The organism is Sphingobium sp. SA2 (assembly GCF_032227065.1).
GTDB lineage: Bacteria > Pseudomonadota > Alphaproteobacteria > Sphingomonadales > Sphingomonadaceae > Sphingobium.
Map to the genome: position 1 here is coordinate 201419 of NZ_JAPMXX010000006.1, position 15290 is coordinate 216708.

The 15290-nt window shown below is 63.9% G+C and carries 12 protein-coding genes; 6 read left to right on the forward strand and 6 right to left on the reverse strand.

Annotated features, from left to right (window positions below; genetic code table 11):
- Window positions 1-8 precede the first annotated feature (8 nt).
- The 3 genes from OVY48_RS08455 to OVY48_RS08465 are packed head-to-tail and all read left to right on the forward strand — an operon-like array spanning window position 9 to window position 2354.
- A complete protein-coding gene (locus OVY48_RS08455) occupies window positions 9-980 on the forward strand; it encodes a D-glycerate dehydrogenase (RefSeq protein ID WP_313924722.1) in 972 nt (323 codons plus the stop codon).
- A complete protein-coding gene (locus OVY48_RS08460) occupies window positions 980-1876 on the forward strand; it encodes a kinase (protein ID WP_313922488.1) in 897 nt (298 codons plus the stop codon). The genes OVY48_RS08455 and OVY48_RS08460 overlap by 1 nt, the downstream gene beginning before the upstream one ends.
- Window positions 1866-2354 (forward strand): DUF3237 domain-containing protein, encoded by a 489-nt coding sequence (locus OVY48_RS08465; protein ID WP_313922490.1) that lies wholly within the window; start codon window positions 1866-1868, stop codon window positions 2352-2354. The genes OVY48_RS08460 and OVY48_RS08465 overlap by 11 nt, the downstream gene beginning before the upstream one ends.
- 242 nt (window positions 2355-2596) lie before the next feature.
- Here OVY48_RS08465 and OVY48_RS08470 read toward each other — a convergent pair whose 3' ends face one another.
- From OVY48_RS08470 to OVY48_RS08480, 3 genes are all read right to left on the reverse strand, one after another.
- Window positions 2597-4693, reverse strand: coding sequence for a right-handed parallel beta-helix repeat-containing protein (locus OVY48_RS08470; RefSeq protein WP_313922491.1), 2097 nt, complete (start codon window positions 4691-4693; stop codon window positions 2597-2599).
- 190 nt (window positions 4694-4883) lie between these two features.
- Entirely contained in the window at window positions 4884-6053 is a 1170-nt protein-coding gene (locus OVY48_RS08475; protein WP_313922492.1) for a PepSY-associated TM helix domain-containing protein, read from the reverse strand.
- 17 nt (window positions 6054-6070) lie between these two features.
- A complete protein-coding gene (locus OVY48_RS08480; RefSeq protein ID WP_313922493.1) occupies window positions 6071-8188 on the reverse strand; it encodes a TonB-dependent receptor in 2118 nt (705 codons plus the stop codon).
- Window positions 8189-8686: 498 nt separating this feature from the next.
- On the opposite strand from OVY48_RS08480, the gene OVY48_RS08485 reads away from it, so the two are divergent.
- Complete coding sequence (locus tag OVY48_RS08485) at window positions 8687-9025, forward strand: hypothetical protein (protein WP_313924723.1); 339 nt, start codon at window positions 8687-8689, stop codon at window positions 9023-9025.
- Between the two features lie 62 nt (window positions 9026-9087).
- Here OVY48_RS08485 and OVY48_RS08490 read toward each other — a convergent pair whose 3' ends face one another.
- From OVY48_RS08490 to OVY48_RS08500, 3 genes are read right to left on the reverse strand one after another with little or no spacing between them, the layout of a single operon-like run.
- On the reverse strand, window positions 9088-10389 hold the full coding sequence (locus OVY48_RS08490; protein ID WP_313922494.1) for a CitMHS family transporter: 1302 nt from the start codon (window positions 10387-10389) through the stop codon (window positions 9088-9090).
- 34 nt (window positions 10390-10423) lie between these two features.
- Window positions 10424-11920, reverse strand: a complete 1497-nt coding sequence (locus tag OVY48_RS08495) for an OprO/OprP family phosphate-selective porin (RefSeq protein WP_313922495.1) — start codon at window positions 11918-11920, stop codon at window positions 10424-10426.
- Complete coding sequence (locus OVY48_RS08500; protein ID WP_313922497.1) at window positions 11917-13005, reverse strand: ABC transporter substrate-binding protein; 1089 nt, start codon at window positions 13003-13005, stop codon at window positions 11917-11919. Before OVY48_RS08500 ends, OVY48_RS08495 begins: the two co-directional genes overlap by 4 nt.
- Before the next feature lie 97 nt (window positions 13006-13102).
- On the opposite strand from OVY48_RS08500, the gene OVY48_RS08505 reads away from it, so the two are divergent.
- Entirely contained in the window at window positions 13103-13768 is a 666-nt protein-coding gene (locus OVY48_RS08505) for a response regulator (RefSeq protein WP_409593653.1), read from the forward strand.
- Window positions 13758-15185 (forward strand): sensor histidine kinase N-terminal domain-containing protein, encoded by a 1428-nt coding sequence (locus OVY48_RS08510; protein ID WP_313922498.1) that lies wholly within the window; start codon window positions 13758-13760, stop codon window positions 15183-15185. The genes OVY48_RS08505 and OVY48_RS08510 overlap by 11 nt, the downstream gene beginning before the upstream one ends.
- Window positions 15186-15290 lie beyond the last annotated feature (105 nt).

A 15290-nucleotide genomic window follows, 5' to 3' on the forward strand; every position in this document is an offset into this window, starting at 1 on the left:
CCGTGACGATGCCCGACAAGCCCCGTTTATTGGTGACGCGCAAATGGCCCGAACGGGTCGAGGCGCTGATCGCGGAACGCTATGATGCGACGTTCAACCAGGATGACATCCCGCTGACGCAAGCGGCACTGGCCGCGGCGATGCAGGACTATGACGCCATCTGCCCCACCATCACCGACAAGCTGCATGCCGGCATCGTCGGGACGGCGGGGCAACGCGCGAAGATCATCGCCAATTACGGCGCAGGCGTCGATCATATCGACCTGGCGGCGGCGCGCGGCGCAGGCATCGTCGTGACCAATACGCCGGGCGTCCTGACGGATGCGACCGCCGATATCGCCGTCACCCTGATGCTGATGGCCTCCCGGCGCGCGGGCGAAGGCGAGCGGGAATTACGCGCCGGGCAATGGGCAGGCTGGCGGCCGACCCATCTGCTTGGCACCAGCCTGCGCGGCAAGACGCTGGGGCTGGTCGGTTTCGGCCGCATTGCCCAGGCGATGGCCGAACGCGCCCGTTTCGGCTTTGGCATGGACATCGTCTATTATTCGCGGCGTCCCGGCGCGCAGGACGCAGTGCAGCGCCTGGATGCCCGCTATGTGCCATCGCTGGCCGAGATGGTCGCCCAATGCGATGTCGTCTCGCTGCATATTCCAGGCGGCGCGGAAACCCGCAACATCATCGATGCGGCTATCTTCGCGCAGATGGCGCCCCATGCGATCGTGATCAACACCGCGCGCGGCGACGTGGTCGATGAAGACGCGCTGGTCGATGCGCTGGAAGCCGGGCGGATCGGTGGCGCGGGCCTCGATGTCTTCGTCGGCGAACCCCATGTCTCCCAACGCCTGCGCGATGCGCCGAACACGGTTCTCCTTCCCCATCTGGGCAGCGCGACGCGGGAGACGCGGGAGGCGATGGGCCTGCGCGCGCTTGCCAACCTCGACGACTGGAGAGAGGGGCGGGTGCCCCAGGACAGCCTGTAGTGGCGACCGCCATCGACGATCTCATCGCCGCCGAGCGATTGCCGCCATCCTATGCGGCGATGGTCGATCGCTGGTGGCGGCCGCTCGCCCGACAGATAGCACATTGGCATGCGTCGGCTGGACGGACCCTCATCATCGGGATCAACGGGGCGCAGGGCAGCGGGAAATCGACGGTTTGCCGCTTTCTCCAGGCATCGCTGCTGCCCGAACAGGGGCTTTCGGCGGCGGTCGTCGCGCTCGACGATCTTTACCTGCCGTTGCAGGCGCGGGAACAGATGGCGAGGGACATCCACCCCCTGTTCCGCACGCGCGGGGTGCCGGGCACGCATGATGTCGATGCGGGTATCACTCTGCTGGAGGATATGGTCGCCGGTCGAGACACGCTGATCCCGCGGTTCAGCAAGGCGTTGGACGACCGGTTGCCGCAGGCCGACTGGACGCGCCATGCGGGCAAGGTCGATATCCTGCTGTTCGAAGGCTGGTGCGTGGGCGCGCGACCGCAGGATGCCGCCGCCCTGGAACAGCCGCTCAATGCGCTGGAGGCGCAGGAGGATCCAAACGGCATCTGGCGGCGTCATGTGAACAGGGCTCTTGAGACATGCTATGCGCGGTGGTTTGCGATGATCGATCATCTGGTGATGTTGAAGCCTCCGTCTTTCGACCATGTTCTGAAAAACCGACTGCTCCAGGAACATAAGCTGCGGGCAACCGCGCCGGATGCGCCGGGGATCATGGACGACGCCGCAGTCGCGAGGTTCGTCAGCCATTATGAGCGTGTGACCCGCCACATGGTCGCCGACCTGCCGGATCATGTCGACCTATTGTTCCAGCTAAGCGCCGGGCAGGACGTGATATCCTGTACGGGCCTTGCAAATGAGGATGCCCATGTCTCCTGAAGATGCCGTGCCCGCCGACGCCATTCGACCAGGGTTGGCGTTCGTCTATGCGGCCAGCGCCGAACTGGCCGCGCCCATTCCGATCGGGGAAACGCCCGATGGCAGCCGGCGGATCATCCCCATTCTGTCGGGGACGGTTGAGGGGCCGCATATCCGTGGCCGCATCCTTGGCGGAGGCAGCGATTGGCAACTTCTGCGGTCCGATGGCGTCACCGTCGCGGATGCAACCTATGGCATCGAAACCGATGACGGCACCATCATCCAGATCCGCAATCGCGGCCTGCGCCACGGGCCTGCCGAGGTCATGGCCCGCCTGGCAGCCGGTGATGCCGTTGACCCATCAGCCTATTATTTTCGCACCGTGCCGGAGTTCATCGCACCGCTCGGTCCCTATGCATGGCTCAATAGCAGCATCTTCGTCTGTTCGGGCGCGCGCTATCCCGATTCCATCCGGCTTTGGGTCTGGCGTGTCACCTGATCGGAGGCAATGGCAAGCAAGGCGCAATATGGCTCGCACGCATTGCGGCTGAGCAATTGTGGCGCGGTCCGGCACTGAAACTGACGCGCATTCAGGGCACCAACAACAGCTGTTTTTCGCAGCATTGGTCGCCGACGTGCTGACGGGCCCTGGACCGGGACGCGAATTTCCCGCGATTGCGGCAGAGCTATGCGTTGCAACGGCAGGTCGCGGCAAAGCCGCCTGCGCGTTGATTTCACCCGTCAGCGACCGGCGGCCTCCGCCGGTTGCACGCCACTCGCGTCAATCACGCGCTTTGCCTCTGCCGGCCATTGGTTTCCGACCACCGCCACATTGTCCGTGGCGCGATTGTTGAGATAGGCGCTCCATTCGCCGTTGAGCTTGCCGCTATTATACCAGTTGGCCGTGGCGACATTGTCCAGCGCCGTGCGTCGCGGCGCGATATGCGACTGGGTGTTGAGGTTGAGCCACACGCCACCGACCCGGTCGATGACATTGTGGCGCACGGTGACATAGCGCGACCCTTCGTCCAGATAGATGCCGATCCCGCCCGATCCGGCGATGTCGGATATGTAATTTTCCGCGATCAGCGCGCCGGGATCAGCGGACAGATGATAGATGGCACCGCCGTCGGGGAACCATTGTTTCACCCGGCTGACCCGGTTCCCCATGATCACGGTGTCGCGCAGCGTCGTGGGCGTATCATAGACGATGTTGCCGGGCTGGTCATAATAGCCGCGTTGCTTGCGCCAATATTCGGCGCTGCCACCCGGATCATTGGCACCCCACCCCCAGCCGACATCGATGCCGTCATAGGGCGCGTCGGAGACGTCGTTGTTCAGGATGAGCGTGCCGGACGCATAGGTGACGAGGATCGCCGACTGTTCCTTATAATCGCGCGATACCCCTTCGATCCGGTTGTTGCGGATGATGATGTCGCGCAAGCCCATTTCAGGCCGGGTTGGATGATGGGCGTCCGGCTGCACGCCGCCCGCCATGATGGCACCGCCAGCCAGATCGGCAAATTCGTTGTTCGTGATCTCGATCGCCGATGTGCCAAGGCCCACGCTGCTCTCATTGGCTTCCGGGTTGGTGCCGATGCCGAGCGCGATCTGCCCCAGTTGCGAAAAGCGGTCGTCGTCAAAGATGATGCGCCGGGCCGCAGCGACCTGCACCGCGGCGGGCTGCTGACTCCACCGGTTGCGCATCCGCTCGAACGATGCGCAACCCCAGCTGCAATCGCGGATCGGATCGGCCGGATAATCGACCAGTTCGCCCGCCAGATAGGCACCGCTTTGCTGGCTGGCATAGCCCTCCGGTCCCGATGGCTGCAGCCAGCTCGTATGGCTGAATTGCAAGCGGCGAAATTCGAGGTCGCGGACGGGTTCGTCATAGCTGCCCGCGATCGACACCAGATGTTCCAGCCGCGGCAGGACGATGTCGATCCGGCTCATATCTTCGCCCGGCCGGGGCTTGTAATAGAGTTGCCCGGCCTTCGGATCGACGAACCATTGGCCCGGCTCCCGCAGGAAGGCGAGGGCATTCACCAGGAAGAGGCGCGCGACTTCGGCCGATACCGGCCGTGCCATCGTGTCATAGCCGACCAGATTATTGCGCCACCCCGGTTGCTGCATGATGATCCTGTCGCCTTCGATACGGTCGACCATGGCATGGCGATGGGTGAACCAGCTCATGCCTTCCACTTCGATGCGGCTCTGACCGGGGAGTTGCGCCAGAAAGCGCCATGCCGCATCCTTGATCTCCAGTCCCCAAGGATGGAAAGCGACGGCGGTCCGCGGGATTTCGACCGATGCCCGTGGCGCGAGTTTCCCCGCGACGGTCAATTGCCGGGGGTCCGTGCCCGCAGGAATGCTGGCCGCCCAGATATTTCGCTGCTGGTCGACTTGCCGCCAGCCGGTGACCGGTTGACCGCCCGACAGGATGGCGCGTGTGCCGGGCACACCCTCCCACCGCACCGTATAGCCATTCTGACCGCCGTCCCCCGCGCCAAAGCGCAAGGGGGCGTTCAGGCGGTAGGTTCCCGCCGCCAAGGAGACCGTCACATCATGGTCGCGATTGAGGCTCCGCACCGCCTGCTGCGCGCGGACCAGCGAGGCGAAGGGCTTGCGCGCCGATCCATCGCCCTCGTCCGATCCCTGCGGCGACACATGCAGGATGATCGGCGTCGGTGCCGGGCGGTTCGGGATGACCACCCGGAAATGCCTGTCTTCGGGGCGCTCAGGTGGTGCCACGCGGGGAATGTCCGGCATGGCGGGCAATTGCGTCATCGCAGGACCGCTCGATCCTGCCGAGATGGCGAACAGACATAACCACCGCATCCGCATTCCTAGCATCTCCATCCTTTACCCAACGTCAGCGTCTAAGCGCGATCGTCACAATCGGCCAAGGGTAGCAGCTCAGCGGGCGGAGCCATAGGCATTGGCACGGCAGCGCGACAGAAAAAGGGAGAAACGCAGCCTGCGATGCGAATGGGGTTCAGGCTTCGACTGTAGCGAAGCCAACCGTCCTTCAACTGGCCCCACCGATCGCCCCCGGCGTCAGGATGAGCGTCAGGAGAATGAGGGCGATGCCGACATATCCCCAGGCACCCATGCCCTGCCAGGCGATCTTCAGGCTGCTGGCGTCGGATCGCGCCGATCTAGCCAGCCGCATCGCGTAGATCATCGTGCCGGTGACGGCCATCGCCGTCAGCAGCGCACCGAACAGGCACCAGAGGACTTTGGTCCACAGGCCGCCGAAGGTGCCGAAATGCAGCGGATCGGCCATTTCGGAAATGCGCTGATGCGCGCTCAGGTCGCGTCCATCCAGCTGCGCGACGACGCGCGACGTCGCCGGATCGACGATCACTGCGTTGGCGCGATCGCGCACCAGCCAGGCGGAGGACTGGCCGAGGAAGATGACGCCATTGTCGGGCGTGAAGCGGATTTCGCGAATATCGAGCGCAGGATCGGCGCGGCGCGCGACGGCGACCAGCCGGTCCAGCGCGGCCCCGGTCGGCATCGCACCAGCCGCCACTTCCGGTAATTTGGGCACCTTGGCGTTCCCGCCCAATGTCTCCACCAGATACCAGAGGCCCGTCAGCGTGATCAGCGCCACGAACCACAAGCTCCACAGGCCCATCAGGCGATGCAGATCGCCCGTCATCCGCCGCCCGTCCCCGCCGCGCGGCGCTCGGAAGAAGCCGCGCCACCATTTCTTGTAGGTGACGATGCCCGACACCAAAGAGGCCGCCAGCAGCAGGGCGAGCGAACAGACGATCGGTATGCCTATCTTCGTCGGCAGCATCAGGTGGCGATGGGCCTGCCGCAGGAAGCGGTGGACATTGGCCCAGCCATGCCGGCCTGTAACCTCCGCCGTCCACGGATCGACATAGACCCGCTCCGGCGCCCCCTTGCCGCGACTGACCCAGGCCTCGACCGCGAACCAGGGGTCGATCGGCGCATAAAGGGTCTGGAGCCGGGCATCGGGCGCAGCGCGGGCCGCCGCCTGCGCCAACGCCCCCCAGGATGCGACCGGTTCCGACCGGGGCGATACCCGCATGGCGGGCGTCGCCAGCCAGTCGATTTCATGCGCGAACACGGCAAAAGTGCCCGTCGCCAGGATGAAGGTCAGGAAGATCGACAGTTTGAGGCCGATCCAGCTATGCACCACCCACCAAAGCGACCGACCCTTTTTCACGCGCGCCTGATCCATGGTCAGAATTGAAAGCGCAGTTCGGCCAGGAATGTCCGCGGCTCGCCGGGGAAATGCCCGCTCTGCGCCGAAAAGCCCGATGCCGCATAGACCTTGTCGAACATATTATCGACGCGCAGCATCAGTTCGGCAAAGCCAAGCCCCTTGGTGATCGATGCGTCGAAGATCGTATAGGGTTTCACGGTCTGCCCCGACAGGCTGATGCGCTTCGACACATGTTCGCCGCCGACGGCAAAGGCGGCGTCGATCACCGGCACCTGATAGCGGGTCCAGAAGCCGACCTTATGCTTGGGCGCATTGGCGAAGCGATTGCCGACGGCGTTGGTGATCGCCTGACCCGCGATCGTGCCGGTGATCTTCGTGTCGTTATAGCCATAATTGACCAGCGCCACCCAATTGGCGGTAATGTCGGTCGATAGGTCGATCTCAAACCCCTTGCTTGTCACTTCGCCGATCGGGCGTAGCTGGTCCTGGCCGTTGACGGGCGGCAGGCTGGTATCGGCCTGGAGGATATTCTTGCGGACGATGCGATAGGCGGCCAGATTGGCCTGGAGCCTGCCGTCGAACAGGTCGGTCTTGATGCCGCCTTCAAACTGGTCGCCGGTGACAGGGGCGAAGGGGCCACCAACATCGCCATTCTGGCTGGCGGCCGTCTGCGGCTCGAAACTTTGCGACCAGCTCAGATAGAGGGAGACATCCTTGCGCGGCTTGTAGATCGCGCCGGTGCGGAAAGTGATGTCGTCATCTTCATAAGATCCGGCGTTGACAACCGCGTCCTCGAACTTGTCGTAGCGCACGCCACCGACAAGCATGAAGGCATCGCTCAGGCTGATCTGGTCCTGCAGATAAGCACCCTGACGCTTCGTGCGCGTATCCGTGACGGTAAAGGGCAGCAAAGCGGCCCGCGCCACGTCGCGCGCGCTGTTGGTATAGACGGGATTGCTGAGGCTGAGCGGCGTCACGCCCGCGCGCAAAATGCGCGAATTGAGCACGCTCGTCTCGTCATACCAATCCGCGCCGGTCTGGAACTTATGTTCCATGCCGAGCAGATCGACCCGCGCCGTCAGATTGGCGGAAAAGGACAGGCCATCGACATTGCGGATCTGGTCGCGAAACTCGCGCGCGACCAGATCGTCGCTACCCGCCACCAACCCGCGCGGCTCATGATATTGCTGCGTCTCGGTCGCCTTGAAATAGCGCACCCCCGCGTCGAACGTGACCCGCTCCCCGATCGCGGTCGCATAACGCGCCTGATAGGCCTGCGATTTAAGGTGGAGAAAGTCGGTGGGTTCGTTGGCATTCCAGCGAATGTCGGTGCGGAAAGTGCCGTCATCCCTAGTCAATATGCCGCGCAGGCGGTTGGCCTGGAGATCATTGTCATAGACCGTCGCCTGAAGCGTCAGCTTGCCGCCCTCATTGGTGTTGATCGCCAGGCCGCCATCTCCGATCAGCGACACATTCTTCGTATTGCGCCGATAGGGGTTCATCGCCTCATAAAAGCCGCCGAGGCGGTAAGTGACGATCCCGTCCTTATCCACCGGACCGGTCGCTTCGGCTGATATGCCGCGACGATCATAATTGCCCGCCGTCGCGACCAGGCGCATGGCGCTGATATCGCCGGGCACCTTCGACACATAGTTGATGATGCCGCCGGGCGAACCAGGGCCGAAGAAAAGCCCCGCCGGTCCCTTCAACACCTCCACCCGTTCGATATTGAACAACTGCGGCACGGAAAAGCCGATGAACGGATTACCGCGCATGCCATCATAGAAGGATTGGTCCTGGCGAAAACCGCGGAAGGTGACGCCCGCATAGCTGAAGAAGCTGACACCCGAAATATTGCGATAGATGTCGGTCGCGTCGCGCGCGCCTTGATCGGCAAACAGATCCTTGTTGATCACCTGCAAAGCCTGCGGAATATCGAGCGGATCTTCGGCGCTTTTGCCGACGGTCGTGGTTTCGGTGCGGTAGAGGCGCTGCGCGCGGCCCGTCACGATGATCTGATCGCTATCAGCCATGGCGGCATCGGGTGCCGCCGCAGGAACCTCCTGCGCAGAAGCCACCGACGCCCAAGCCGACAAGGAAACAGACGCAAACAGCGCCGCGCGGAAAATGGACAAGACAAACCCCCATATCAGTTTCGCTAATGATAGTGATTCGCGATAGTGGATTTGAATGATAGGAGCAAGCGGCCAGAGTCCGTTTTACGCATCGCGCCAACGGGACGGTTTACCCATTCGCATAGGCGCGATGCCGCAAAGCGACCGGAAACACTGCGCCCCACGCGAACTGCCCTGTGGAACGAGGCATTGGAGGCTAAGGCCTTGAAACGCTTGCCGGCGACCCTAGCTATAAGGTGTCGCTTCTTTCCCCCTTTGGAGCGACATCTCCCTGAACCTTGGCCCCGCCGTGAGCTAGCTCCGGCGGGGTTATTTTATACGCAATCCCCAGTCCAAAGGGTTCACCGCTAGGTCCGGCCTGAAAATAAGCCAGCCAAGCAAAATGCGTCTTGTTGGACATGGCATTGATGCAAAGGGCAGCGCCTGGATGTCCGACGTGGTAATGTCGCCGTGGTGGTTCTACGGACGATGCATAATCTTACGACATTCAGGTAGATGATGGCCCGCAAACATTCGAAACATGGTTCCTATGATGACTCGCCTGTCGAGGAGGAGGCACCTGCGCCGGTGGCTCCTTGCTGGCTGTGCGGTCGGCCGACGGGTAAGACCATCGTGTGGCATCATCCTGTGCCCAAGAGCAGGGGCGGGCGGGACGTCGTTCCCATGCACCCCATATGCCAGCAGACATTGATCGCGAATTTCACCAATTCCGAGCTGCAGCGCCACGGGATGGTGGTGGATGGTTTGCTGGACAATCCCAACATCCGCAAATTCGTCGATTGGGTGGCGAACAAGGATCCCGATTTCACAGCGACAATGGCCAAGAAACAGCGATAAGGCAGCGCCGCTGCGTCGGCGCGCCTGTTATTCAGTTAATCGGCCCCGGCGCGCCGGTTGCGTCAGGCGACCAGCGGGAAAGCCAGCGCGATCATGCCCACCAGCGTCATGACGATGCACACCGCCGCTGCGGGCAGCAGGGTGAAGCGCTGATGATCGGCCAGGTCGATACCGGCCAGGCTGACCAGCAAATAGGTGGACGGCACCAGCGGGCTGAGCAGATGGACAGGCTGGCCCATCAGCGATGCGCGGGCGATGGCCATCGGCTCCACGCCATAATGGGCACCCGCTTCGGCCAGGATGGGTAGCATGCCGAAATAGAAGGCATCGTTGGAAATGAAGAAGGTAAAGGGCAGGCTGAGCAGCGCCGTGATCGGCGCCATATAAGGGCCGAGCGCAGGCGGAATGAAACCGACGACTTCCTTGCTCATCGCCTCGACCATGCCCGTGCCGCCCAATATGCCGGTGAAGATGCCCGCCGCGAAGATGAGGGAGACGACGGACAGGACATTGCCGGCATGGGCAGCGATCCGCTCCTTCTGCTCGGCGACGCCCGGATAGTTGACGATCATGGCGATGGCGAAGGCGATCATCATCAGGACCGACAGCGGTAAAAGGCCCCAGACCAGCAGGGTGAGCAGCGCCACGACCAGCGCACCGTTGAACCAGATCAGACGCGGGCGGCGCGCCTGCGGATATTGCGAGACCGCCAGGTCGGCCATCGCGTGCGATTGCTGGACGCTGACATGGCCCAAGCGGCGGCGTTCCTTCCGCCCGAACCAGACCGCAAGGCCGACCAGAAAGGCGAGACCCGCGATCATGCCGGGGATCAGCGGCAGGAACAGCGTGGCCGGGTCCAGCTTCAGCGCGCTGGCGGCACGGGCGGTCGGCCCGCCCCATGGCGTCAGGTTCATCACGCCGCTAGTCACCATCAATAGGCAGCATAGATAGAGCCGGTTCATCCCGAACCTTTTGTACAGCGGCAGCAAGGCGGCGATGGTGATGATGTAGGTCGTCGATCCATCGCCATCGAGGCTGACGAGCGCGCACAACACCACGCTGCCGATCAGGATCAGCATTGGATCGCCATGCACGATACGGATCAGCCGCGCGACCAGCGGATCGAACAGGCCGGTGTCGGTCATGATCGAGAAGAAGAGGATCGCGAACAGCAGCATGACGCCGGTCGGCGCCAAATTCTTGATACCCTCGATCATCATGTCGCCCAGCCCCGCCGATTGCCCGGCGATGACGCCGAAGACGGAGGGAATGACGATCAGCGCGACCAGCGGCGTCATCTTCTTGGTCATGATCAGCGTCATGAAGGTGGCGACCATGAGAAAGCCGAGCAGGGCGAGGTTCATCGCTGCGTCCTTGAAAGAACTGGAGGAAGGGGGATCAGAAGGTCACGCCGACGCGGGCGGAGATGGTCTGGCCATCGTCGCTGCCGGTGTAAGTGCCGGCACGATTGTCGCTGTGCCACTGGATGCCGTTGAGCTGAAAGCGGGTGAAGCTGTTGAGATACCAGTTGACCCCTACGGTCGCGGCCCAACCCTCGCCGCCCAGGGCCAGATCGGTATAGTCGAGATTTTCATAGCGTGCGGTCAGCTCGATCGCACCGGTGCCGCCGTCGAGGACGGGATCGAGCACATTGGGCTGGCCGAAGCTGCCAAGGCGAGGGTTGTAAGGCGGCAGTTCGCCGGTCAGGAAAAAGCCGGTCGATATGCTCCAGGCCTTGCTCTTGAAATCAGGCCGACCGGCGTCGAGCCGGGCGATCCGCTGGCCCGCTTCGCCCATCACCCACAGGCCGCCGCTATAGCCGCCCAGTTCGACGCCATAGCCGGTGGTCGACCGGCCGCCGAGCAGGTCGCCCGTACTGACCCGCACCGCGCCGTTGAAGCGTCCGCCGATCACGGTGCTGCGCGTCAGGACGGTCGCGGCGTTCGACAAGGCTTCATCGAAGCCCCAAGCGCCCAGATGCAACAGGGTCTTGTCGGTCTTGACCGGGTTCCAGTGCGCGCGTGCCGACACGGTGCGGCTGTCGTTCGTCGCCTGCTGCCCGTCGACCCGGTCACCAGTGATGGCGACCGATGCGTGCCAATTGGGGCCGAACATCCGGCCCATGATGCCGATGCCGTAGAAGCCGCGTTGTGGAATGATGGCGGTCGATACCGTGCCACGCTCCAGGAATGGCGTGGAGTCGGAGCCGGTACTGCCTTCGAACGCGCGGTCGTTGAACAGGTGGCCGACGCGCACGTCATAATCGATATTGGCGCTGATCTTGTTGCGCCACCCCATGAAGGCGGTGACGATATCGACTTCATTTTCGGAGAAATCGGTTTCGAACTGGTAGAAGAAATGCGGGCCGACGCCGCCTTCAAGACCCAGGCGCAGCGCGCGCATGCCAGTGGTCGTGGTGTTGCGGCCGCCATAGCGCGAACCCATGGTGGAACTGACGTCCACAAGAATACGGCCGCGCGGCTTGTAGGTGAATATACCGTCGGCGCTGCGGAATACCGGCAGGCCCGCGCCCCATTCGGTTTTCAGGCCAACTTCGGCGGCGGCGATGGCGCGCGCTTGCGCCACGTCGATGTCGGCAGGACCAGGCGGCACGATCTGCGGGGCGAATGGGCTGACGATCATCGGCGGCGGCGTGGCCTGCTGCTGCGCCATTTGTGGCGCGGCCATGGCCTGTGGCGCGGCCGTGGCGGCATTCTGTCCTTCCAGCCTGTCGAGCCGCGCCCGCAGCACAGCGATCTCGGCCGCCTGGGCGCGCACCAGATCGGCCAGATCCTGATTGTCGGGCGTCTGACTGTCGGGAGCCTGGGCCAGAGCGGGCGTCGCGACGATCAGCGCCAGCGCGGCGCAACCGCCGCGCAGGAAGGACGAGGTCATTGGCTTTTGGCTCCAGACGCGAGGATATCGTTCCAATCGCGCAGGAAACGCTGGCGTTTGACGCGATCGAGATTGACGAGAAGCTGGGGGCCGACCCGGATCGGTCGGGCCTGGCCAGCAGGCAGGCGGCGGGCGCGGATGTCCGTCCGCACCGGCCACAGGCTGTGCTGGGCCAGCAGCGATTGCCCCTGGCGCGACAGCAGGAAATCGAGAAACAGCTTTGCCGCCGCCGGATGGCGCGCGTCGCGCGCGATGAAGGCGATGCGCGAGGTGACGATCGTATAATCCTGAGGGAAGACCACGCCGATCCGGGGATCGCGCCGTGCCCGCTCCAGCGCGTAGGAGCCGATGACATTATAAGCGATCGCCTGCCGCCCCTGCGCCACAGCCTGCAACATCGCTTCCGTCGTCGTGGCCAGCACGGGCCGGGTCGCGGCTATCGCCTCGGCCAGCGACCGGGTGTCGCGCGTGATCGCGAAATCTTCGGTCAGGTACAGATAGCCGACATTGGACAGCGCCGGATCGAAGGTGGTGACCTTGCCCGTCAGCGCGCGGCGGTCGCGCCGTAACAGCGCTTCAAGCGCGGCATGCGTGCGCGGCACCCGTGCCGCGGGGATAGCTTTCTTGTTGTAGACATAGCCGATCGGTTCGGCCGTGACGCCAAAGCCCATATTCTTCCACACCGCCGACGCGGGCAGAGCGGGCTTTTCCGGGCTGGCATAGGCCTGCGCGAAGCCATCGTTGATCAGCTTGCCTTGCAGGTCCATCGCCGACGACCAGACGAGATCGGCCGACGGCTTTCGCGCGCGTGTTTCGGCCATGAAGCGGCGGGAAATTTCGGCCGAGCCCAGGTCGGCATAATTGACGGTGACGCCGGGATAGCGGCGCTGGAAGGCGAGGATGATCGGCACCATCTCCGCCCGGTCGGCATTGGCGTAGACGCTGACCTGCCGCTCGATGCGGGCGGCGGCGATCAGTTGGTCATAGGAACGCGGATAGCCGGTCGGGCGCTGCTGTGCGTGCGCCGGGATGGCTGGCACGGCCAGGCTTGCCAGTATCGCTATCTTCAGAATAACCCATCGCATCGCTCCATCTCCTCGCTTTCCGCCTCTATGTTCGGATAAGATGCGAGGGTGGGATACAAAAGGAACCTGTCATCAACCTTTCAGCAACCGGTGCCCCATCCGCATTTTGATCATCGAGGACGACGCCGCGCTGGCGCGCAGCCTTTCGGCATTGCTCCGCGCAGGGGGCCATGCCGTCGATCATGTCGCGACCGGCGGGGATGCCTTGGCCGTCATCGGCAGCGAACCCTATGCGCTGGCGATACTCGACGTTGGCCTTCCCGACATCGACGGCTTCACGGTGCTGGCCGAATTGCGCAGGCGGGGCGCGCGCACGCCCGTCCTGATGCTGACGGCGCGCGACGCACTGGACGACCGCGTGCGAGGGCTGGATCTGGGCGCAGACGATTATCTGCGCAAGCCGTTCGAGCCGGAAGAACTGGAAGCCCGCGTGCGGGCGCTGGGGCGGCGGCGCGGCGGCGATCCGACACCCAAACTTGTCGTTGGCGCGCTGACGATCAACCGCTCGACCGGCATGGCGGACATTGCAGGGCGATCACTGGACTTGCGCCGCCGTGAACTGGCGGTGCTCGACGCGCTGGCGACCCGCGCGGGCCAAGTCGTGCCGCGCGAATTGCTGATCGGCGAAGTGTTCGGTTTCGACGAGCCGGTGGGCGGCAATGCGATCGAGGTGCATGTGACCCGGCTGCGCGGCAAGCTGGCACCCGATGGCCCCGGCATCCGCACGGTGCGGGGGGTTGGCTATATGCTCGATGCCGACTGAGACACGCCCTGTATCGCGCCCTGTACCGCGCCAGGCCATTGCGCTGCGCACCCGGCTGCTGGCGGCAATGCTGGGGCCGTTGCTGGCGGTGGCGACGATTGTCGGCATCGGCGGCGCGACGCTGATCGCCGATGTCGTGCGCCGCACCAATGACCGGGTCTTGGGCGGCGCGCTGGGTGCCATAGCCGAAACGGTGCAGGTTGAGCGGGGCGAAGTGACGCTGGACCTGCCGCCCGCGGCCTTTGGCATGCTGGAAAATGGCGAACGCGACAATGTCTATTACCGCATCGCCGTGGGGGGCGAATTGCTGACCGGCTATGCCGACCTGCCCGCACCCGATCCCGAAACGTTGGTGACCGACCAGCCCCGTTTTCGGTTCGCCCGCTATCGTGACCAGGACATCCGCATCGGCGAGGTGAAGCGGATGCTGCCCCGGATCGATCGTCCCGTCATCGTGCAGATCGCCGAAACGCTCGACAATCGCAAGGCGTTGACCAACCGCCTGCTGGGCGCGCTGCTGCTGGCGGAATTGGCATTGGTCGGGATGGCGGCCCTGCTGCTGCGTCCGGCGCTGGGGTGGAGCCTGCGTCCGCTTGCCCGGTTGCGGGAAGCGATCCAGTCGCGAGAGCTGAGCAGTCGGCCGGATTTTTCACCGCTCGACAACGGGCCGTTGCCACGGGAGTTGCAGCCACTGGCAACGGCCTTCAACCAGTTGCTGGCGCAACTCGACACGGCGACCGGCGGCGTGCGGCGCTTCACCGCCGATGCATCGCACCAGATGCGCACGCCCTTGTCCGTGCTCAAGGTACAGGTCGCGCTGGCCCGGCGCGGATCGAGCGGCGCGCTCGACGAAATCGGCGATGCCGTGTCGCGGCTTGAACGGCTGGTGACCCAGCTTCTCGCGCTCGCCCGCGCCGAGGAAGCGGGTGTGTCCGCCCCGCTGGAGGCCGTGGACCTCAAGGAAGTCTGTTCCGCCGTGATCAGCCGCCTGATCAACCAGGCGATCATGGCCGGTGTCGAGTTGGACCTGGAGGCGGATGACGGGGTGGATTATGGCATATCCGGCCACCGCACATTGGCTTTCGAGATCATTGCGAACCTTATCGACAATGGCATCCGCTACAACCGTCGCGGTGGCACCGTATCGATCACATTGTTGCGGCGGCAGGGCGAAACGCTGCTGACCGTCCGTGACGACGGCCCCGGCATACCGCCCGATAAGCAGGAAGCGATATTCGAGCGTTTCGTCCGGCTGGGCGGCGCGCAGGGGCCTGACGGCACGGGCCTTGGCCTGGCAATCGTCCGATCCGCCGCACAGCGCATGGGCGCCCGCGTCGCATTGGGTGATATGCGGGTCGGGACGGCGATCGTCATACGATTTCCGGATGACGCCCATAAGCGAGCGTTAACCATATAACGAAATGAACGTGGCACATGCGGAGCCCTCGCGCATTGATGCTGACGATCCAATTCGCGATAGGAAGGCCGATGCCTCCCCTATCGGCGTCCAAACTAGAACCTA

What these genes read in the sequence shown, in the direction of transcription:
- OVY48_RS08455 (WP_313924722.1), top strand. Translation starts at nt 9, where the DNA reads ATGCCCGACAAGCCCCGTTTATTGGTGACGCGCAAATGGCCCGAACGG.
- OVY48_RS08465 (WP_313922490.1), top strand. Translation starts at nt 1,866, where the DNA reads ATGTCTCCTGAAGATGCCGTGCCCGCCGACGCCATTCGACCAGGGTTG.
- OVY48_RS08470 (WP_313922491.1), bottom strand. Translation starts at nt 4,693, where the DNA reads ATGCGGTGGTTATGTCTGTTCGCCATCTCGGCAGGATCGAGCGGTCCT.
- OVY48_RS08485 (WP_313924723.1), top strand. Translation starts at nt 8,687, where the DNA reads ATGGCCCGCAAACATTCGAAACATGGTTCCTATGATGACTCGCCTGTC.
- OVY48_RS08490 (WP_313922494.1), bottom strand. Translation starts at nt 10,389, where the DNA reads ATGAACCTCGCCCTGCTCGGCTTTCTCATGGTCGCCACCTTCATGACG.
- OVY48_RS08495 (WP_313922495.1), bottom strand. Translation starts at nt 11,920, where the DNA reads ATGACCTCGTCCTTCCTGCGCGGCGGTTGCGCCGCGCTGGCGCTGATC.
- OVY48_RS08500 (WP_313922497.1), bottom strand. Translation starts at nt 13,005, where the DNA reads ATGCGATGGGTTATTCTGAAGATAGCGATACTGGCAAGCCTGGCCGTG.
- OVY48_RS08510 (WP_313922498.1), top strand. Translation starts at nt 13,758, where the DNA reads ATGCCGACTGAGACACGCCCTGTATCGCGCCCTGTACCGCGCCAGGCC.